The sequence below is a fragment of the Streptomyces sp. NPDC045899 genome (genome assembly GCF_056431485.1).
Window position 1 is genome coordinate 1 of the sequence record NZ_JBWKKP010000051.1, and the last position, 18610, is coordinate 18610.

Consider the following 18610-nt stretch of genomic DNA (forward strand, 5'->3'; position numbering starts at 1 on the left):
GTTACATTCCGAACCCGGAAGCTAAGCCTTTCAGCGCCGATGGTACTGCAGGGGGGACCCTGTGGGAGAGTAGGACGCCGCCGAACAATCATTCAAAGAGGCCCGGTTGGGAGCATTGTCTCCCGACCGGGCTTTTTTGCGTTGCCGGTTCGCGTCCGCTTTGTAGTCTGGCGTCATGCGCTATGACCTGGTCATCTTCGACAACGACGGGGTGCTCGTCGACAGCGAGCCCATCTCCAATCGGCATCTTGCCGCCTATCTCACCGAGTTGGGTCACCCCACCAGCTACGAGGACTCCATACGCGACTACATGGGCTCCGCCATGCACCGCATCCATGAACTGGTCCTGGCCCGCACCGGACAGCGGCTTCCCGCCGACTTCGACTCCACCTTCCACAGCCGGGTCTTCGATGCCTTCCGCCGTGAGCTGGAGCCGGTGGCCGGCGTCCGGACCGTGCTGGAGAAGCTTCGTGCCGACAACGTCCCGTTCTGCGTCGCCTCGTCCGGAAGCCATGAGCGCATCCGGGTCGCCCTGCGGAAGACCGGGCTCTATGAACTCTTCGGGGAGGAGCGCATCTTCAGCTCCGAGGACGTGGGCCGCGGCAAGCCCGCCCCCGATCTCTTTCTGTATGCCGCCGAGCGGATGGGCGTGGCGCCCCCGCACTGCGCGGTCATCGAGGACAGCCCACTCGGTGTGCAGGCCGCCGTGGCCGCCGAGATGGACGTGTACGGCTTCACGGCGATGACCCCGGCCGACAGGCTGGCGGCCGCGCAGGCCCTCTTCTCCGACATGGCCGAACTTCCCCAGCTGCTGGCGTCTACCCACAAGTAGGGCCCTGGCCGTACGCTCCACGGCCATGACGGATTCGCGCCCGACCCCGCGTCTGAGACACGGCCGGACGGCACTGGCCCTCAGCTTCTTCGTCCAGGGCGCGATCTTCGCTCTGCTGGTGACCCGGATACCCGCGCTCCAGGACCGCTACGGGATATCCGACGGGCTGCTGCCCGCGTTCCTCGCCGCGGTGCCGGTCCTCGCGGGCCTGGGCAGCGTCGGCACCGAGTACCTGGTGAGGCGGGTGCGGCCGGGCCAGGTGCTCCGCTGGGTGCAGCCCGTCGTCTCCCTCGCCCTGCTCGCGGCGGGCTCCGGGACGGCCCTGTGGCAAGCCGCCGTCGCGCTCGGGGTGTTCGGCCTGACCGTCGGCGCGCTCGACGCCTCCATGAACATGCTCGGGGTGAGCCTGCAACGCCTGTACGGGCGGAGCATCATGCTCGGCTTCCACGCGGCGTACAGCCTGGGCGGGATCACGGGTGCCACCGCGGCCTGGGCCGGCGCCCACGAGGAGCTGCCGCTGCCCGCGCTCTACGCACCGGCGGTCGCGCTCCTGGTCCCCCTCGCGTTCGTGGCCGGCCGCTGGTTCGTGGACCGGCGGGAGCCGGCCGTGCCGACGTCACCAACGGCTCCTGCTGCCGCCGATACCCCGCTGAGCATGAAACCGCTGATGCCGCTCTGCCTGGTCATGGCGTTCACCTACATCGGCGATTCGACCGTCTCCAACTGGAGCGCCAAGTACCTGGAGGACGTGCTGCACAGCTCCGAGCAGCTCGCCACCCTTCCGTACAACCTCTACATGGTGACCACGCTCCTCGGCCGCTCCTTCGGCGACCTCGGGGTGCGGCGGTTCGGTGCCGTCACGGTGGTCCGGGCCGGAACCCTGCTGGCCGCCGGGGGGTTCGCGGTGGTCGCGACGGCGCCCGGCCCCGCCGTGGGCATGGTCGGCTTCCTGCTGCTGGGGCTGGGCCTGTGCGTCCTGGTGCCGCAGACCTTCGCGGCCGCCGGGCGGCTCTTCCCGGGCGCGTCCGACGCCGCCGTCGCCCGTCTGAACATCTTCAACTACGTCGGTTTCCTGGTCGGCTCACCGCTCGTGGGCGCACTCGGCGGCGCGTGGAGCTATCGGGGCGCGATGCTGGTGCCGATGGCGCTCGTGCTCGCGACGATGCTGTATGCGCGGTCGTTCGCTCCTGTACCCGCCAGATACGGTGACGGTCATGAGCGGCCGCGCACAGTTGATGTGGGATGAGGCAGTAACCGGATACGACTTCGGCACCGGGCATCCGATGGACCCGGTCCGGCTCGCGCTGACCATGCGCCTGGTCGAGGCGTACGGGCTGGATCGCGCGGTCGGGGTGGTGGCCGCCAAGGCGGCCGGTGATTCGACGCTCCGGCTGGTGCACCGCCAGGAGTACATCGACGCGGTGCGGCGGGCGTCGGCCGATCCGGCCTCCGCGGACGGCTCGTTCGGCCTGGGCACGATGGACGACCCGGCGTTCGCGGGGATGCACGAGGCGTCGGCACTGATCGCCGGGCAGTCGGTGGGCGCCGCGGAGAGCGTCTGGCGCGGGGAGGTGCTGCACGCGGTGAACTTCGCGGGCGGTCTGCACCACGCGATGCCCGGGGGAGCCTCCGGGTTCTGCATCTACAACGACGCCGCCCTCGCCGTGGCCCGGCTGCTGGAGCTGGGCGCCGAGCGGGTCGCGTACGTGGACGTCGACGTGCACCACGGAGACGGTGTGCAGGCGGCGTTCTGGGACGATCCGCGCGTGCTGACGATCTCGTTGCACGAGCACCCCCGCACCCTGTTCCCGCAGACCGGTTGGCCCGAGGAGACCGGAGGGGAGAACGCCGAGGGCAGCGCGGTGAACCTGGCGCTGCCGGCCGGTACCGGGGACGCCGGATGGCTGCGGGCCTACCACGCGGTGGTGCCCGAGCTGTTGGCCGCGTTCCGGCCGCAGGCGCTGGTGACCCAGCACGGCGCGGACACTCATGTCGAGGATCCGCTCGCCCATCTGGGGGTGACCGTGGACGCGCAGCGGGCGGTCGCCGAGAGCCTTCACCAGTTGGCGCACGAGTACGCCGACGGCCGGTGGATCGCGCTCGGGGGCGGCGGCTACGCGGTGGTGGAGGTGGTGCCGCGGTCGTGGACGCATCTGGTGGCGATCGCGGCCGGGCGTCCGCTGGCCCCGGAGACCGAGGTGCCGGAGGACTGGCGGCGGGAGGTCTACCGGCGGACGCGGCTGGAGGCGCCGCGGCGGATGACGGACGGACGGGAGCCGCGCTGGCGGGAGTTCGCCGAGTTCGGCTACGACCCGGCGGACCGGCTGGACCAGTCGATCCTGGCGACCCGGCGCGCGGTGTTCCCGCACCACGGTCTGCTGCCGTAGCGGGCGGGCCGCCGTTAGGCCAACCGTGGGGTCTCGGGCCGTTCCCCGGCAGCGGACGGTCATGATCCGCCAGCATCGTGGATGTGTTGAGTACCGCCTCGCTGCGTGCGCATCTGCTGGCGGCGCGGCTCGCCGGACCGGTGTCGACCAGCCGGGAGGAGAGCCTGCGCCGCTACCGGCACTTCGCGGCCCGTGACCCCCGCGTGCTGCTCGGATTGGAGCCCGAAAGCGACTGGTCATTCCTGGAGTTGCTTCGACTGATGGGCGACAAATGTGGGGTTTCGGTCAACCCTTCTCACACTTCAGGTCACGATGTGATCGATCCCGAGCGGACGATCAACGCTCTGGATGCCTTCGCGGACCGGCTGCACGCCGTCGCCCGGGCCCGCCTCCCGGTGCTGCTCGGCACCGGCCACCCCCACCGTCTCCTGGGGTTCTACGCCTCGTTGGCGTCCGCACTGTCGGCGGCCGGCTGCCGGATCCTCACCCCCGGACAGGGTAGATGTGTCGACATAACGACCCGGTTCGGGGTACGTATGTACCAGCTCGCCTACGTACGAGGAGTCGCGATGGTGCGGGCGCCCGGCGCCCGCCCGAGCCCGAGTGAGCCGGGCGCCCACAGCCACTCCCCGCTCCCGGTTCGGGTCGCGCTCGGCTGCGCCGCGGCGTCCGGCGGCGCTCTGCCGGGGCTGGTGATCGGTGACCACGGATGGGTCTGCGGAGCAGGTCAGCTGGGCTTTGAGGCGGTGGGGCTGGGTGACACCGACGACCCCGCGCTGTTCGTCGGGGAGGCTGAGGGGCGGGTGTCGGTCGCCGTTCCGCTTGATGACGCTGTGCGGCCTGGTTGCTACCGGCCGCTCACTCGCTATGTACTCAATCGGGCGTGTCTGTCACAGTAGGCGTCCGATAGCTACTCCTCTTCCCCACTTGCATCACGCGCCCCTAACCTGGGGAGGAGCGCGCATGCGACCAGGAGTCACCGGAGGGGAAGCCGGTGCCCGACATGTGCGGAAGGTTCAGGTGTGTCATGGCTGCTGGCGAAAGGCCTCTGAACGAGGTTCAGTTTCTGACCGTGGCGGAAGTCGCCTCGGTGATGCGAGTGTCCAAGATGACCGTGTACCGCTTGGTGCACAGCGGTCATCTGCCGGCGATCCGGGTGGGCAGGTCCTTCCGGGTCCCAGAGCAAGCGGTTCATGAGTACCTCCGCGAGTCCTATGTGGGGGTGGAGTCCGCTTAGGTCCGGTCCCGGGCCCGGGGAGGACCCTCGGATTACGTGGTTCGCTCGGTGCCGGGTAGGCTGGCCCGATGTAGGTCGTGTGGGCTCGGACGCCCCGCACCGAGTGAATCGAAGTGAGCGAGGGTAGTCGTGGGCTCTGTTATCAAGAAGCGGCGCAAGCGGATGGCTAAGAAGAAGCACCGCAAGCTGCTCAAGCGCACGCGCGTCCAGCGTCGCAACAAGAAGTAAGCAAGCGACGCTGTGTTCGTCCCGCAGCCCTTCCACCGCCGGTGGGAGGGCTGCGGTGTGTATTGGCGACTTCAGCCGTGGTCAGGGCCGTGACCCCGGTCACAGCCCTGACCACGGCTTAAAACGCCGGTCCGCGCGGCGAGTGGTCATCACAGCGCAACATCGACCGGTTACGGTGTTCGGCACAGCCCGGCTCGGACGAGGGTGGGAAGGAAGGCGCTGATCTTGGGAAAGGTCGTGCTCGTCACCGGAGTCGCACGCCAGCTGGGGGGCCGTTTCGTACGGCGCATACAGCGTGAGCCCGATGTCGACCGGGTGATCGGCGTGGACGCCGTCGCACCCGAACACCACCTCGGCGGCGCCGACTTCGTCCGGGCAGACATCCGCCACCCCACGATCGGGAAGCTCCTCGCCGAGTTCGGCGTCGACACCGTCGTCCACATGGACATCAACGGCACCCCGCTGGGAGCCCGCGGCAACCGGGCGTCGGTCAAGGAGACCAACGTCATCGGCACCATGCAGCTCCTCGGTGCCTGCCAGAAAGCACCGTCGGTCCAGCGGCTCGTGATCAAGTCCAGTACCAATGTGTACGGCTCGGCGCCCCGCGACCCCGCCGTCTTCAGCGAGACCACGCCCCCCAAGTCACTGCCCAGCGGCGGTTTCGCCAAGGACACCGTCGAGGTCGAGGGATATGTCCGCGGCTTCGCCCGGCGCCGCCCCGATGTCGCCGTCTGCGTGCTGCGCTTCGCGAACATCCTGGGGCCGTGCGCGGACTCCCCGCTCGCCGAGTACTTCGCGCTTCCGGTGCTCCCCACCGTGATCGGCTACGACCCCCGGCTCCAGTTCGTGCACGAGAAGGACGCCATCGAGGTGCTGCGGATCGCCGCCTCCGAGCCCCGCCGCGGCACCCTCAACAGCGGGACGTTCAACATCGCCGGGGACGGGGTGCTGCTGCTGTCCCAGGCCGCCCGGAGGCTCGGCCGCCCCACCCTGCCGCTGCTGCTGCCCACCCTCCGCTGGGCCCGCAGCGCGCTGCGGTCCCTCGGCGTCACGGACTTCTCGCCCGAGCAGGTCCGGCTGCTCACCCACGGCCGGGTCGTGGCCACCAACCAGATGCGCGAGACCCTGGGCTTCGCACCCGAGCACACCACCGCCGGCGCCTTCGCGGACTTCGCGCACAGCCGCGGTCCCGGGCTGCTCCCGCCCGAGACCCTCGCCCGAACCGTCGACCGGCTCGCCGGGCTGCTGCCCGCCGGCGCCGCCCAGAACTGAGGAGCGCAGCCACCATGGCGGATGCCAAGGTCATTCCGTTCGGTGAGGAACCGCGGTCCCGGCGGAAGGGCCCCCGGCCGGGCCGCGCCAAGCGGTCCCAGGGCTCGTTGAAGCCGGTGCCGCAGCAGCGCGACGAGGAGCTCGAGCGGGGCACCGACGAGGCCGCCGAGGCCACCACGGCGGCGTCCGCGGTGCCGCCGGTGCCGCCGCACCCGCCCAAGCGCGCCCCCGGCGGTGGCGACTGGGAGCGCAGACTCGCCCACGGGCTGAGCTTTCTGCGCCGCCGGATCACCGGGGACTACGAGGTCGACGACTTCGGCTACGACGAGGACCTCACCGACCAGGTTCTGATGTCACTGCTGCGCCCGATGTACGAGAAGTACTTCCGGGTCGAGGTGAAGGGCATCGAGAACATCCCGGACAGCGGGGGCGCGCTGGTCGTCGCCAACCACTCCGGGGTGCTGCCGCTGGACGGGCTGATGCTCCAGGTCGCGGTGCACGACAACCACCCGGCCGAGCGCCATCTGCGGCTGCTCGCCGCGGACCTGGTCTTCATGCTGCCGGTCGTCAACGAGCTGGCCCGCAAGGCAGGTCACACCCTGGCCTGCGCGGAGGACGCCCAGCTGCTGCTGGAGCGCGGCGAGGTGGTCGGGGTGATGCCGGAGGGCTTCAAGGGGATCGGCAAGCCGTTCTCCGAGCGCTACAAGCTCCAGCGCTTCGGCCGTGGCGGCTTCGTCTCGACGGCGCTGCGCGCCGGGGCGCCGATCGTGCCGTGCTCGATCGTGGGCGCGGAGGAGATCTACCCGATGGTGGGGAACGCGAAGACGCTGGCGCGGCTGCTGGGTGTGCCGTACTTCCCGATCACGCCGACCTTCCCGCTGCTGGGGCCGCTGGGCGCGGTGCCGCTGCCGACGAAATGGACGATCCAGTTCGGTGAGCCGATCCCGACGGACGGGCATCCGCCGGAGGCGGCGGACGACCCGATGCTGATGTTCAACCTCACCGACCAGGTACGAGAAACGATCCAGCACACCCTCTACAAGCTGCTGGTGCAGCGCCGGTCGGTGTTCTTCTGAGGCCAGGCCACCGCGCCGGTGGGGGTCTGTCGGGCGACCGGCGGACGGAGTCCGGCGCAGGCGGCCGACGCTGGTGAGGCCCGCCGGGGGCCGAGCCATGCGAGGGCGGCCAGGAGGAGGGGCCAAGCTGCTGGTGCAGCGCCGGTCGGTGTTCTTCTGAGGCCAGGCCACCGCGCGGGTGGGGGTCTGTCGGGCGACCGGCGGACGGAGTCCGGCGCAGGCGGCCGACGCTGGTGAGGCCCGCCGGGGCCGGGGGCGGGCGCTTGGCGCGTCACCCCCGGCCCCGGCCGTGTCACCTCGTGTCGTCGCCGTCCAGGTCGAGGCCCGGCAGCAGGTCGGGCAGCAGCGGCGGGATGGTGATGTCCGGCTGCGTCGGCTTGCTGCCGGTGTCGCCGCGGCCCGGGGACGGGCTCGGGGTCACCCCGCCCGACGGCGGGTCCAGCAGATCGCCCGCGCCGCCGATCAGCCCCTGGTCCTCGGAGACGGCGGGGGACGACGGACCGGGCCGACTGGCCTCGCCGGTGCGGCCGCCGCTCGGGGTGGCCGAGGACGACGACGGATAGCGGTCCTCCGTGGTCCCGCCGGAGCGCTGCGGTGTCTCGCCGCCCGGCTGGCGCGACTGGCTCCGCTGGTCCTTGGTGGTGGGCAGCAGCGGCTGGAGCGGTCCGACCTCCTGGTCTATGGCGGCGAAGACCGAACTCACCTCGTCCCCCACGTCCGCGAGCTGCAACGGCAGCTTCTCGCGGAGCTTGCTCCAGCCCTCGCGGTGCGCCTTGGCGAAGGAGGACAGCTCCTGCATCGGACCGAGCGAACCCTCGCGCTCGTAGACCTGGTGCAGCAGCCGGTGGCCTTCGGAGGCGTCATGGCGCATACCGGACAGCGCGCGGCGGATCTCCCGCAGCGAATCGTGGTCCAGCTCGCCGGAACGGGCCCGCTCCATCAGCCGCCGTGCCTCGCTCATCCGCGTGGACGCCTGGTCCAGGTAGATCCGGCCCCGCGCGGAGTCGCCGTCCGCCATCTCCAGCTTCAGGTCCTCCATGCCGCGCTTGAACCCGTAGAGGGTGTCGCCCGGCAGGGCGTCCGAACTGGCCGCGGCGACCCCGCCGAACGCGCCCGCCGCGACCCCGACCGTGAGCCCCCCGGCCGCGAGCCCCTTGGACCAGCGCGAACGGGGCCGCAGTCTGGACACCGGCGGCTTGGCGCGGTGGGCGCCGCCGGGGCGGCGGCGCTGCTCGGGCACGCGTGGCGCGCCTTCGGCGAAGGCCGCTTCCATGGCGGCGATCAGCTGGGCCCGCTGTGTGATCCTGACCTCGGGGTCCAATGCCGGTGCCGGCAATTCGCCGAGCCCGCTCGCCAGGGCCACCATCCGTCTCTGCTCGGCGCTCTCCGCCGATGAGCCGGGTTGTGGGTGCGGCGTCTCGTCCCGGGTGGCCTGGTGCTTGCTCTCCAGGGCCTCCAGGGCCTCCAGGGCCTTGGCGAAGGCGTTCGCCCGCCGGTGTGCCGATACGTTCGCGATCACAGGCGGCACCTCCTCTCGTCGTGACGGTCGACTCCCCAGGACACCCGAAGGTTCCTTCCCACCCGTGGGTCCACCCGATCGAGTGAGTGGGTACGGGCAGGGTACGACCACAAGGCGCCTGCATCCCCCACAACGAGCGGCGCAGCACCGGGGTTACGCCTTCCCGAGGAGCTGACCGGGCGTGCCGGAACCGTCACCGTGAGGCCCTGGACGCCGGTCAGCGCGCGTCGTCCGGAAGGAGCCGGGCCAGGGTGCGCACGGCCCGGTACTGAAGGGTCTTGATCGCACCTTCGTTCTTCCCCATCACCCGGGCCGTCTCGGCGACCGAGAGCCCCTGGAGGAAGCGGAGCGTCACGCACTCCTGCTGCTGCGGGTTGAGCTTGCGCACCGCCTGCAGCAGGGCCGCGTTGGACAGTGACTCCAGGACGGAGTCCTCCGGGCTGCGCTCGACCTCGTTGGCGTCGAGCATCTCGCCGGTGGTGACCTCCAGCCGGAAGCGGCTGGACTTGAAGTGGTCGGCGACGAGGTTGCGGGCGATCGTCACCAGCCAGGCGCCGAAGTCACGGCCCTGCCAGGTGAAGGTGCCGATACGGCGCAGGGCGCGCAGGAACGTCTCACTGGTGAGGTCCTCGGCCGTGGCCCGGCCGCCCACGCGGTAGTAGATATAGCGGTAGACGGTGTCGGCGTACTGGTCGTAGAGCCGGCCGAAGGCCTCGGCCTCGCCCGACTGGGCGCGCTCGACCAGGTCCATCATCCGGCGGCTGTCGCTGTCGGCGCTGGGTCGGCGGGCGGTGGAGGCGCCGCCGCGGGAGCGTCTGCCCACCGCCGCGCCGCCGTCGGCCAGGGCATAGCAGGAGCTGGCCCGGCCGGGCTGATGGACCGCGCCGACGGATGGGCTGACGGGCGCGGGCGTGGCGAGCGCGGGGACGGCATACGCGGTGGGGACGAAGCCGCGCAGACAGTCGAGGACCGTTGCGCGCAGCGTAGCCAGGCCCGAGGCGTCAACCCCGACGTGTGGGTACACGGGACTCCCAGAGGCAGAGCTTCCATCACGTGCAGTACGGGACCGTTCACCCGCCGTAGGGACGCGTGGGTACCGGTTTGCGTCTAAGGAGAATAACGCTTCGTATAGGCGGCACTACACCCCGTTGCTCAAATCATCGTTTCCGTTCACTCCGTTATGGATTGATGACGCATCAATTATCGAACGGGGGGCGGATTTTGATCGGAAAGTTCCCCACCCTGTGCGATTACATGGCGTGTTGTGACAAACCGGCGGTAAGGGGACTGGCGGGGGCGCTGTGGGGTAGGAAGTGCGGAATGACTGAAACAGGATGGTCGCGGTCGGTCGGTGACGCTCCGTATCGATGGGCATGCCGTCACGCAGTGCGATCAGCGGTCAGTCCTGACCGTGCTCGGTCAGCCGTGTGCGCGCTCGGTCGCGGGCAGCCGTCACCGCTGGTGGGAGCGGGCCGCGGGGTTCAGCGCGAGCCGGGGTGAGGGAGTGCGCCGGAGCGCGGTCAGCGACGGCGCCGGTGCAGCGCCACGGCGGCCGCCGTGCCCCCCGCCACCGCGCCCACTCCGGCCGCCGCCGGGATGCCGATCCGGGCCGCCTTGCGGCCGGTGCGGTAGTCGCGCAGCCGCCAGCCGTTCTCCCGGGCGTGTTCGCGCAGCCGTCCGTCCGGGTTCACGGCGTACGGGTGGCCCACGATCGACAGCATCGGGATGTCGTTGGCGGAGTCGCTGTACGCCGCGCAGCGGGCCAGGTCCAGCCCCTCGGCCGAGGCGAGCGCCCGCACCGCCTCCGCCTTGGCCGGGCCGTGCAGCGGCTCGCCGACCAGCTTGCCGGTGTAGACCCCGCCGACGGACTCGGCCACGGTGCCCAGTGCCCCGGTCAGCCCCAGCCGCCGGGCGATGATCGTCGCGGTCTCGACCGGGGCCGCGGTCACCAGCCAGACCCGCTGTCCGGCGTCCAGGTGCGCCTGGGCCAGCGCCCGGGTGCCGGGCCAGATGCGGTCCGCCATGTACTCGTCGTAGATCTCCTCGCCGATCGACATCAGCTCGGAGACCCGGTGACCCTTGACGATGGACAGCGCGCTGCTGCGCACGTCCTCCATATGCGCCGGGTCCTCGACGCCCGCCATCCGGAACCAGGTCTGCTGCCAGGCGAAGCGGGCCAGTTCGCGCTTGCGGAAGAAGTGCCGCTTGTACAGGCCGCGGCCGAAGTGGAAGAGGGCGGCACCCTGCATGACCGTGTTGTCGAGATCGAAGAAGGCGGCGGCTCTCTCATCCCCGACGACGGGGAACTCCGGTTCCGCGGCGGGCTGCGGCGGGGGAGTCTCGGCCGACGACTTGCGCGCCGCCTCGGCCGACGCCTCTCCGGCGAGGACGCTCCGCTCCGTGGCGGGTCGTCGACGGCGGGTGAACCATCCCAGTGCGGCCATGAAGGGAGCATAGCCAGCGGTGCGGCCCATCCCGTTACGCCCGGGTGTCGGGACGATTCAGGTTACGCGAAAGGGGGGCGGCGGCCGCCGGACCAGCGGCGGATCAGCCGCCCAGTGCGGTCCGCAGCCGCTTCGGGTCCACCCGCCAGAAGTCGTGCTGGGCGCCGTCCACCAGGATCACCGGGATCTGCTCCCAGTACTTGCGGTACAGCTCCTCGTCCTGGGTGATGTCCTTCTTCTCCCAGGGGGTGCCCAGCTCGCCGCAGACCTTCTCGATCACGGCCTCGGCGTCCTCGCAGAGATGACAGTCGGGCTTGCCGATCAGCGTCACCGTGCGCTCGGTGGGATTCTTGCGGGGGGTGCGGCGCAGCAGGGGACTCATGCTCGCCATTGTGCCCGGGTCCTCGGGGTCGTTTACGATCGTGGGCGATTTGTTGGTGTCCGGGGGTAAAAAGGTGAGGAGTGAGAGCCTGTGCTCCCGTCGACGCCCCCCGGGTGCGGATGTGCCCGCCGGGAACGGTGCGACGCAGGTCGTGGTTCCGGGCGCGGCCGGAAAAGGCGCGTGACACCGGTCACTTTGCTCGGACAAAGCGGACACCATCTTTGTGCACGCGTTCACAAAGACATAGCCTGCTGTCGATGGGGCGGTCATGGAACTGTGGCCCGCCCGCAGCCCCGCTCTACCCGCAGGAGCACCGTGGCAACTGGCCGAACTCACCGACCGGCGACCCGAAGCCGAGGGATTCCCGAGGCCACCGTCGCCCGGCTACCGCTGTATCTGCGTGCCCTGACGGCGCTCTCCGAGCGCTCGGTGCCCACGGTGTCCTCCGAGGAGCTGGCGACCGCGGCCGGAGTCAATTCGGCCAAGCTCCGCAAGGACTTCTCCTATCTCGGTTCGTACGGCACCCGTGGGGTCGGCTACGACGTGGAATACCTCGTCTACCAGATCTCGCGGGAGCTCGGCCTCACCCAGGACTGGCCCGTGGTGATCGTCGGTATCGGTAACCTCGGCGCCGCCCTCGCCAACTACGGCGGCTTCGCCTCCCGTGGCTTCCGCGTCGCCGCGCTGATCGACGCCGACCCGGCGATGGCGGGCAAGCCCGTCGCGGGCATCCCGGTCCAGCACACCGACGAGCTCGAGAAGATCATCGACGACAACGGTGTGTCGATCGGTGTGATCGCCACCCCGGCGGGCGCGGCCCAGCAGGTCTGTGACCGGCTCGTCGCCGCGGGCATCACCTCCATCCTCAACTTCGCGCCCACCGTGCTGTCCGTTCCGGACGGCGTGGACGTGCGCAAGGTCGACCTCTCCATCGAGCTCCAGATCCTGGCTTTCCACGAGCAGCGCAAGGCGGGCGAGGACTCCACCGGTCACGAGGAGGGCGCGGACGCCGTTCCGCAGCCCCCCGTGGCCCCGCACCGGACGGCCGCGGGCGGCCCCGGCGCCGACAGCAGCGGCCGGCAGGGACCTGACGGGGACGTACCCGCCGTGATGCCGGCATGAGTCTCCTCGTCATCGGACTGAGTCACCGCAGCGCGCCCGTGAGCGTGCTGGAGCGCGCCGCCCTGGTCGGGGACGAGCAGGCGAAGCTGGTGCAGGACACCCTCGCCGCCGAGCCCGCCACCGAGGCCGCGGTGCTGGCCACCTGCAACCGCATCGAGCTCTACGCCGACGTGGACAAGTTCCACGCCGGGGTGGCCGAGCTGTCCACGCTGATCGCCCAGCACACCGGCGTCGGTCTGGACGAGCTCACCCCCTATCTCTACGTGCACTACGAGGACCGGGCCGTCCACCACCTGTTCTCGGTGGCCTGCGGACTGGACTCGATGGTCGTCGGCGAGGGCCAGATCCTCGGCCAGATCAAGGACGCGCTGGCGCTCGGACAGGAGCTGCACACCGCGGGCCGGATGCTCAACGACCTTTTCCAGCAGGCGCTGCGGGTCGGCAAGCGGGCGCACAGCGAGACCGGTATCGACAAGGCCGGGCAGTCGCTGGTGACCTTCGGCCTGGAGCAGCTGGCCGGACCGGTTCCGGTGGCGGACTGGGCCACGGGCAAGCGCGCGCTGGTGATCGGCGCGGGCTCGATGTCCTCGCTGGCCGCCGCGACCCTCGCGCGCGCCGGTGTGGCAGAACTGGTGATCGCCAACAGGACGTTGGAGCGGGCGCTGCGGCTCGCCGAGTCGCTGGCCGAGCAGCACGCCGCCACCGACGCGGTCCGGGTCGCCGGGCTGGTCGCCCGCGCCGTACCGCGGGACCGGGTGGCCGCCGAGCTGCCGCACGCCGACATCGTCGTCTCCTGCACCGGCGCCACCGGCCTGGTGCTCACCGCCGACGAACTGCGCACCGCCCTCGCCCAGCGCGCTGCCTGCCCCTCGGCGGGCCCCGGCGACGAGGACCGCGTCGCGCTGCTGGACCTGGCCATGCCCCGGGACATCGACGCCGCGGCCCACCGGGTCGAGGGTCTGCGGCTGGTGGACATCGAGTCGCTCGCCGAGGCCGCCGCCACCCCGGCCGGCGGTTCGGGCCCGGCCGCCGGGGCGATGGCCGCCGATGTCGACCTGGTCCGCTCCATCGTCTCCGCCGAGGTCGCCGCCTTCGGCGCGGCCCAGCGCGCCGCGCACATCACGCCCACCGTGGTCGCGCTGCGTACCATGGCGGCAGATGTCGTCGCGAGCGAGGTCGCCCGGCTCGAGGGACGTCTTCCCGACCTGGACGACAAGCAGCGGTCCGAGATCACGCAGACCGTGCGGCGGGTCGTCGACAAGCTGCTGCACGCGCCCACCGTGCGGGTCAAGGAACTGGCGAGCACCCCGGGCGGCGCCGGATACGCGGACGCCCTGCGTGAGCTGTTCGACCTCGACCCCCAGGCGGTCGCCGCCGTCAGCCGCGCCGACGCGGGCGGCCCCGGTGCCGCCCCCGCACGCGGCACAGCCGAACCGAACGACCCGAAGGGAGGCCGGGCATGAGCGCCACCCCCGCCACCCCCGCCACCTCCACCGCGCCGCTGCGACTGGGCACCCGTCGCAGCAAGCTGGCCATGGCCCAGTCCGGCCTGATCGCCGACGCGGTGCGCAAGCTGACCGGACGCCCCGTCGAACTGGTCGAGATCACCACCTACGGCGACACCTCGCGGGAGCAGCTCGCGCAGATCGGCGGTACCGGCGTATTCGTCTCCGCGCTGCGCGAGGCGCTGCTGCGCGGTGAGATCGACTTCGCGGTGCACTCGCTGAAGGACCTGCCGACCGCCGAACCCGAGGGTCTGGTGCTGGCCGCGATACCGCGCCGCGAGGACCCGCGCGACGCGCTGATCGCCCGTGACGGGCTCACCTTCGCCGAACTCCCGGCGGGCGCCCGGATAGGCACCGGCTCGCCCCGCCGCGCGGCCCAGCTCAACGCGTGGGCCCGCTCGTTCGGCCTCGACATCGAGACGGTGCCGATCCGCGGCAATGTCGACACCCGTATCGGCTATGTGCGTTCGGGGGAACTGGACGCCGTGGTGCTCGCCGCCGCCGGCCTGATCCGCATGGGGCGGATCGGCGAGGCGACCGAGCTCCTCGACGCCGACCACATTTTGCCCGCCCCCGGCCAGGGGGCTCTGGCAGTCGAATGTGCCGCGTCCGACGCGGACCTCGCTGCCCTGCTCGCCGAGCTCGACGACCCGCACACGCGGGCCGCCGTGACCGCCGAGCGAACCCTGCTCGCCGCCCTGGAGGCCGGCTGCAGCGCACCTGTGGGCGCGCTGGCCGACCTGCTGGGCGACGCTCAGGATGTCACCGAAATGCGCCTGCGCGGCGTCGTCGGCACCACCGACGGCTCAGCGCTGGTGCAGCTGTCCACCACCGGTCCCGTACCCGCTTCGCTTGGTGAGGCCGTGTCGCAGGCTCAGATCATGGGTCGCGAACTCGCCACCGAGATGCTCGCGAAGGGTGCGGCCGGTCTTATGGGGGAGCGAGCACTTTGAACCCCACCGCCCCGAACCACCCCGGCTGCGGGCAGGTCACCTTCCTCGGCGCAGGACCGGGTGACCCGGGCCTGCTGACGCTGCGCGCCGTGGAGGCACTTGCCACCGCCGACGTACTGATCGCCGACCCTGATGTGCTCGAAGTGGTGCGCGCACACGTCAGGCCGGGGGTGGCCGCGGAGGCGCAGGGCACTCCGCAACAGGCGGACGCTGACGGTTCGTCAAGCGCCGCTGATGTTCCGGTACTCCGGGACACCGCCAATCTTGTCATGTCGGCCGCGCGCGGCGGCAAGCGGGTCGTCCGCGCCGTCGCGGGCGACCCCGGTCTCGACGGGTACGCCGCCGACGAGATGCTCGCCTGCGCCGCCGAGGGCATCGTCTTCGAGGTGGTGCCGGGCATCGCCGCCGCGGTGGGCGTGCCCGCCTACGCGGGCGTGCCGCTGCGGGACGCCGAGAACGCCGACGTCCGTTTCGTGGACGCGCGGACCGCGGACGAGCGCTGCTGGAGCGAGGTCGGCTCCTCGGACGCCACCGCCGTGGTCTCCGCCACCCTGGAGACCGTCGCCGCCGCGGCCGGGGAGCTGGTGAGCGCCGGCCGCAAGCCGGACACCCCGCTGACCGTGACCGTCGCGGGCACCACCACCCGCCAGCGGACCTGGACGGCGACCCTCGGGTCCGTCGCCCAGGTGCTGAAGTCCGCCAAGGTGCTGCCCTCGCCGCAGGGTGCCCAGCCGGTGATAGCCGTGGTGGGCGAGCGGGGCGCGGCCGAACGGCGCGACCAGCTGTCCTGGTTCGAGTCCAAGCCGTTGTTCGGCTGGAAGGTCCTGGTCCCGCGGACCAAGGAGCAGGCCGCCTCGCTCTCCGACCAGCTGCGCAGCTACGGCGCGGTGCCCAGTGAGGTGCCGACCATCGCGGTCGAACCGCCGCGCACCCCGCAGCAGATGGAGCGCGCAGTCAAGGGTCTGGTCACCGGGCGCTACGAGTGGATCGCCTTCACCTCGGTCAACGCGGTCAAGGCGGTGCGCGAGAAGTTCGAGGAGTACGGGCTCGACGCCCGCGCGTTCGCCGGGATCAAGGTCGCGGCCGTCGGTGAGCAGACCGCCAAGTCGCTGATCGAGTTCGGCGTCAAGCCGGACCTGGTGCCCAGCGGTGAGCAGTCCGCGGCCGGGCTGCTGGAGGACTGGCCGCCGTACGACCCGGTCTTCGACCCGATCGACCGCGTCTTCCTGCCGCGTGCCGACATCGCCACCGAGACCCTGGTCGCCGGGCTGATCGAGCTGGGCTGGGAGGTCGACGACGTCACCGCGTACCGGACCGTGCGCGCCTCGCCGCCGCCGGCCGAGACCCGTGAGGCCATCAAGGGCGGCGGGTTCGACGCGGTGCTGTTCACCTCGTCGTCCACCGTGCGGAACCTGGTCGGCATCGCGGGCAAGCCGCACAACGTCACCGTCATCGCCTGTATCGGCCCGGCCACCGCGAAGACCGCGGAGGAGCACGGTCTGCGGGTGGACGTCCTGTCGCCCGAGCCCTCGGTGCTCAAACTGGCCGAGGCGCTCGCGGACTTCGGGGCCGCGCGGCGCCAGGCCGCGATCGAGAACGGGGATCCGGTCACCCGCCCGAGCGAGCGGCGGCCGGGATCGAGGAGGAGGGCACGCTCGTGACAGCCAGGTACGGCGGTTTCCCGGGGGCGCGGCCGCGTCGGCTGCGCACCACACCGGCGATGCGGCGGATGGTCGCCGAGACCCGGCTGCATCCGGCGGAGCTGATCCTGCCCGCGTTCGTGCGGGAGGGCGTGAGCGAGCCGGTGCCGCTGGCGTCGATGCCGGGCGTGGTCCAGCACACCCGGGAGACCCTCCGGAAGGCGGCCGCCGAGGCCGTCGAGGCGGGCATCGGCGGGATCATGCTGTTCGGAGTGCCGGAGGAGGCCAAGAAGGACGCCGTCGGCACGCCCGGCACCGATCCGGACGGGATTCTTCAGCTGGCCATCCGGGATGTCCGGGCCGAGGTCGGCGACGACCTGGTGATCATGTCGGACCTGTGCCTGGACGAGCACACCGACCACGGCCACTGCGGTGTCCTGGACGCCGAGGGCCGGGTGGACAACGACGCCACGCTGGAGCGCTACGCCGAGATGGCGCGGGTGCAGGCGGACGCGGGCGTCCACACGGTGGGCCCCAGCGGGATGATGGACGGCCAGGTCGGCGTGGTCCGCGAGGCCCTGGACGGCGCCGGGTACCAGGACGTCTCGATCCTGGCCTACACCGCCAAGTACGCCTCCGCCTTCTACGGTCCCTTCCGCGAGGCGGTCGGCTCCTCGCTCAAGGGCGACCGCAAGACCTACCAGCAGGACACCCCCAACGCCCGTGAGGCGCTGCGGGAACTGGAACTGGACCTCGCCGAGGGCGCGGACATGGTCATGGTGAAGCCCGCGCTGCCCTACCTGGACATCCTGCGGCGGATCGCCGACGCGGTGGACGTACCGGTGGCGGCGTACCAGATCTCCGGTGAGTACGCGATGGTCGAGGCGGCCGCGGCCAACGGCTGGATCGACCGGGACCGGGCGATCATGGAGACCCTGACGTCCGTGCGGCGCGCGGGCGCCGGGATGATCCTCACCTACTGGGCCACCGAGGCCGCCCAGCGGCTGAACCGCGGGGAGTAACCCCCGGCCGGGGCCGGTCATCCGCCCCTGACCACGAGATCGGCCACCGCCCGCCCGGGTGCCACCCGGCGGGCGTTGGCCTCGTCGGAGCGGAGTACGAACCGCTCGGCCTCCGGCCGCGGTTTGCCGAACCGCTCATGGCGGTCGATCAGCCTGCGCACCCGCTCCTCGCCGTCCAGCTCGATCCACCAGGTCTCGTCCAGCAGTCCGCGCACCGGACGCCACGGTCCCTCGTCGAGCAGCAGGTAGTTCCCCTCGGTGATCACCAGCGGCACCTCGGGTGGCACCGGCACCGCGCCCGCCAGGGGCTGTTCCAGCTCGCGGTCGAACCCCGGCGCGTACACCGTCTCCCCGGACCGGGGCGCACGCAGCCGCCGCAGCAGTGCGGTGTAGCCGTACGGGTCGAAGGTCTCGGGGGCGCCCTTGCGGTCCAGCAGGCCGAGTCTGCGCAGTTCCGCGTCGGCCAGGTGGAAGCCGTCCATCGGGACCAGGACGGCCCGCTCCGGGCCGAGCGCGTCCACCAGCCGTCCGGCCAGGGTGGTCTTCCCGGCGCCGGGAGGTCCGGCGATACCGAGCAGCCGGCGGGTGCCGGGGGCGGCCAGCCGTTCGGCGCGGTCCAGCAGGTCCTGGGGGGTCATGGCGGCGCCTTCGGAACAACGGGGGCGGGAGCGGTGGGCCTCAGGCTCGCATACCGCCGTCGACCGGCAGCACCGCACCGGTGACATAGGAGGCGCGGTCGCTGAGCAGCCAGGCCGCGGCCTCGGCGATCTCGGCCGGTTCGGCGGGGCGGCGCAGCGGGGTGCGGGCGTTGAGCTGGTCGACGACCCCGGGCGAACGCTCGGCCCACGCCTCGATCATCTCGGTCATGGTGGTGCCGGGCGCCACCGCGTTGACACGGCCCTGTTCTCGTATAGCTACGGCCAGGTGGCGTGTAGCACCACGCGATGCTCAGGTCTGGGGTCTGTGTGAGGGTTGGCGGCGCAGCGGTTGG

General features: G+C 71.5%; 18 protein-coding genes, 1 rRNA gene and 1 pseudogene. 14 read left to right on the forward strand and 6 right to left on the reverse strand.

All coding sequences use genetic code 11. The annotated features are described in order from the left end of the window. The 9 genes from rrf to AC07FT_RS36075 all read left to right on the forward strand — a co-directional run. Positions 1 to 86, forward strand: a 5S ribosomal RNA gene (gene rrf, locus AC07FT_RS36035); the annotation flags it as partial. 89 nt (positions 87 to 175) lie between these two features. Beyond that, positions 176 to 832: an HAD family hydrolase gene (locus AC07FT_RS36040; protein WP_479180386.1), complete on the forward strand. Its 657-nt coding sequence runs from the start codon at positions 176 to 178 to the stop codon at positions 830 to 832. A 25-nt stretch (positions 833 to 857) separates the two neighbouring features. After that, on the forward strand, positions 858 to 2078 hold the full coding sequence (locus AC07FT_RS36045) for an MFS transporter (RefSeq protein WP_479180388.1): 1221 nt from the start codon (positions 858 to 860) through the stop codon (positions 2076 to 2078). Continuing rightward, positions 2047 to 3219, forward strand: a complete 1173-nt coding sequence (locus tag AC07FT_RS36050; RefSeq protein WP_471202731.1) for an acetoin utilization protein AcuC — start codon at positions 2047 to 2049, stop codon at positions 3217 to 3219. The genes AC07FT_RS36045 and AC07FT_RS36050 overlap by 32 nt, the downstream gene beginning before the upstream one ends. 83 nt (positions 3220 to 3302) lie before the next feature. Further along, positions 3303 to 4118 (forward strand): phosphatase, encoded by an 816-nt coding sequence (locus tag AC07FT_RS36055; RefSeq protein ID WP_471202732.1) that lies wholly within the window; start codon positions 3303 to 3305, stop codon positions 4116 to 4118. Between the two features lie 128 nt (positions 4119 to 4246). Then, positions 4247 to 4456, forward strand: a complete 210-nt coding sequence (locus tag AC07FT_RS36060) for a helix-turn-helix domain-containing protein (protein WP_014053989.1) — start codon at positions 4247 to 4249, stop codon at positions 4454 to 4456. 129 nt (positions 4457 to 4585) lie between these two features. Further along, positions 4586 to 4684, forward strand: a complete 99-nt coding sequence (locus AC07FT_RS36065; protein ID WP_003948845.1) for a 30S ribosomal protein bS22 — start codon at positions 4586 to 4588, stop codon at positions 4682 to 4684. Positions 4685 to 4909: 225 nt separating this feature from the next. Next, positions 4910 to 5956 (forward strand): NAD-dependent epimerase/dehydratase family protein, encoded by a 1047-nt coding sequence (locus AC07FT_RS36070; RefSeq protein WP_471202733.1) that lies wholly within the window; start codon positions 4910 to 4912, stop codon positions 5954 to 5956. A gap of 14 nt (positions 5957 to 5970) precedes the next feature. Beyond that, complete coding sequence (locus tag AC07FT_RS36075) at positions 5971 to 7032, forward strand: lysophospholipid acyltransferase family protein (protein WP_471202734.1); 1062 nt, start codon at positions 5971 to 5973, stop codon at positions 7030 to 7032. 292 nt (positions 7033 to 7324) lie between these two features. Here AC07FT_RS36075 and AC07FT_RS36080 read toward each other — a convergent pair whose 3' ends face one another. The 4 genes from AC07FT_RS36080 to AC07FT_RS36095 all read right to left on the reverse strand — a co-directional run bounded on the left by AC07FT_RS36080 (position 7325) and on the right by AC07FT_RS36095 (position 11386). After that, positions 7325 to 8551, reverse strand: coding sequence for a DUF5667 domain-containing protein (locus tag AC07FT_RS36080; RefSeq protein WP_479180390.1), 1227 nt, complete (start codon positions 8549 to 8551; stop codon positions 7325 to 7327). Positions 8552 to 8768: 217 nt separating this feature from the next. Next, positions 8769 to 9575: an ECF subfamily RNA polymerase sigma factor, BldN family gene (locus tag AC07FT_RS36085; RefSeq protein WP_431776728.1), complete on the reverse strand. Its 807-nt coding sequence runs from the start codon at positions 9573 to 9575 to the stop codon at positions 8769 to 8771. 496 nt (positions 9576 to 10071) lie between these two features. After that, the gene (locus AC07FT_RS36090) at positions 10072 to 10995 is read right to left on the reverse strand and encodes an HAD family hydrolase (protein WP_471202736.1); all 924 of its coding nucleotides are present in this window, start codon (positions 10993 to 10995) and stop codon (positions 10072 to 10074) included. Between the two features lie 103 nt (positions 10996 to 11098). Continuing rightward, positions 11099 to 11386, reverse strand: a complete 288-nt coding sequence (locus AC07FT_RS36095; RefSeq protein ID WP_254746520.1) for a glutaredoxin family protein — start codon at positions 11384 to 11386, stop codon at positions 11099 to 11101. A 306-nt stretch (positions 11387 to 11692) separates the two neighbouring features. Between AC07FT_RS36095 and AC07FT_RS36100 the strand changes: the two genes are divergently transcribed. Genes AC07FT_RS36100 through hemB form a run of 5 tightly spaced genes read left to right on the forward strand, consistent with a single transcriptional unit; the run spans position 11693 to position 17619 of the window. Next, complete coding sequence (locus AC07FT_RS36100; RefSeq protein ID WP_479180392.1) at positions 11693 to 12499, forward strand: redox-sensing transcriptional repressor Rex; 807 nt, start codon at positions 11693 to 11695, stop codon at positions 12497 to 12499. Further along, positions 12496 to 13962, forward strand: a complete 1467-nt coding sequence (locus AC07FT_RS36105; protein WP_471202739.1) for a glutamyl-tRNA reductase — start codon at positions 12496 to 12498, stop codon at positions 13960 to 13962. The genes AC07FT_RS36100 and AC07FT_RS36105 overlap by 4 nt, the downstream gene beginning before the upstream one ends. Further along, positions 13959 to 14957 (forward strand): hydroxymethylbilane synthase, encoded by a 999-nt coding sequence (hemC, locus tag AC07FT_RS36110; protein ID WP_471202741.1) that lies wholly within the window; start codon positions 13959 to 13961, stop codon positions 14955 to 14957. Before AC07FT_RS36105 ends, hemC begins: the two co-directional genes overlap by 4 nt. Next, positions 14954 to 16618, forward strand: coding sequence for a bifunctional uroporphyrinogen-III C-methyltransferase/uroporphyrinogen-III synthase (locus tag AC07FT_RS36115; protein WP_479180393.1), 1665 nt, complete (start codon positions 14954 to 14956; stop codon positions 16616 to 16618). Before hemC ends, AC07FT_RS36115 begins: the two co-directional genes overlap by 4 nt. Then, positions 16615 to 17619 (forward strand): porphobilinogen synthase, encoded by a 1005-nt coding sequence (hemB, locus tag AC07FT_RS36120; RefSeq protein ID WP_471202744.1) that lies wholly within the window; start codon positions 16615 to 16617, stop codon positions 17617 to 17619. The genes AC07FT_RS36115 and hemB overlap by 4 nt, the downstream gene beginning before the upstream one ends. A 17-nt stretch (positions 17620 to 17636) precedes the next feature. Here the strand turns inward: hemB and AC07FT_RS36125 are convergent, their stop codons facing one another. Together AC07FT_RS36125 and AC07FT_RS36130 are read right to left on the reverse strand one after the other, a co-directional pair. After that, positions 17637 to 18257 (reverse strand): nucleoside/nucleotide kinase family protein, encoded by a 621-nt coding sequence (locus AC07FT_RS36125; RefSeq protein WP_471202746.1) that lies wholly within the window; start codon positions 18255 to 18257, stop codon positions 17637 to 17639. A gap of 40 nt (positions 18258 to 18297) precedes the next feature. Continuing rightward, positions 18298 to 18516 (reverse strand): annotated as a pseudogene (locus AC07FT_RS36130) (SDR family oxidoreductase); the annotation flags it as partial. Between the last annotated feature and the right edge of the window lie 94 nt (positions 18517 to 18610).

Bases quoted from the DNA above. Each gene is read 5' to 3' on its own strand.
- AC07FT_RS36105 (WP_471202739.1), top strand. From the start codon at position 12,496: ATGAGTCTCCTCGTCATCGGACTGAGTCACCGCAGCGCGCCCGTGAGC.
- AC07FT_RS36045 (WP_479180388.1), top strand. From the start codon at position 858: ATGACGGATTCGCGCCCGACCCCGCGTCTGAGACACGGCCGGACGGCA.
- AC07FT_RS36125 (WP_471202746.1), bottom strand. From the start codon at position 18,257: ATGACCCCCCAGGACCTGCTGGACCGCGCCGAACGGCTGGCCGCCCCC.
- AC07FT_RS36040 (WP_479180386.1), top strand. From the start codon at position 176: ATGCGCTATGACCTGGTCATCTTCGACAACGACGGGGTGCTCGTCGAC.
- AC07FT_RS36095 (WP_254746520.1), bottom strand. From the start codon at position 11,386: ATGGCGAGCATGAGTCCCCTGCTGCGCCGCACCCCCCGCAAGAATCCC.
- AC07FT_RS36075 (WP_471202734.1), top strand. From the start codon at position 5,971: ATGGCGGATGCCAAGGTCATTCCGTTCGGTGAGGAACCGCGGTCCCGG.
- AC07FT_RS36090 (WP_471202736.1), bottom strand. From the start codon at position 10,995: ATGGCCGCACTGGGATGGTTCACCCGCCGTCGACGACCCGCCACGGAG.
- hemC (WP_471202741.1), top strand. From the start codon at position 13,959: ATGAGCGCCACCCCCGCCACCCCCGCCACCTCCACCGCGCCGCTGCGA.
- AC07FT_RS36050 (WP_471202731.1), top strand. From the start codon at position 2,047: ATGAGCGGCCGCGCACAGTTGATGTGGGATGAGGCAGTAACCGGATAC.
- AC07FT_RS36060 (WP_014053989.1), top strand. From the start codon at position 4,247: ATGGCTGCTGGCGAAAGGCCTCTGAACGAGGTTCAGTTTCTGACCGTG.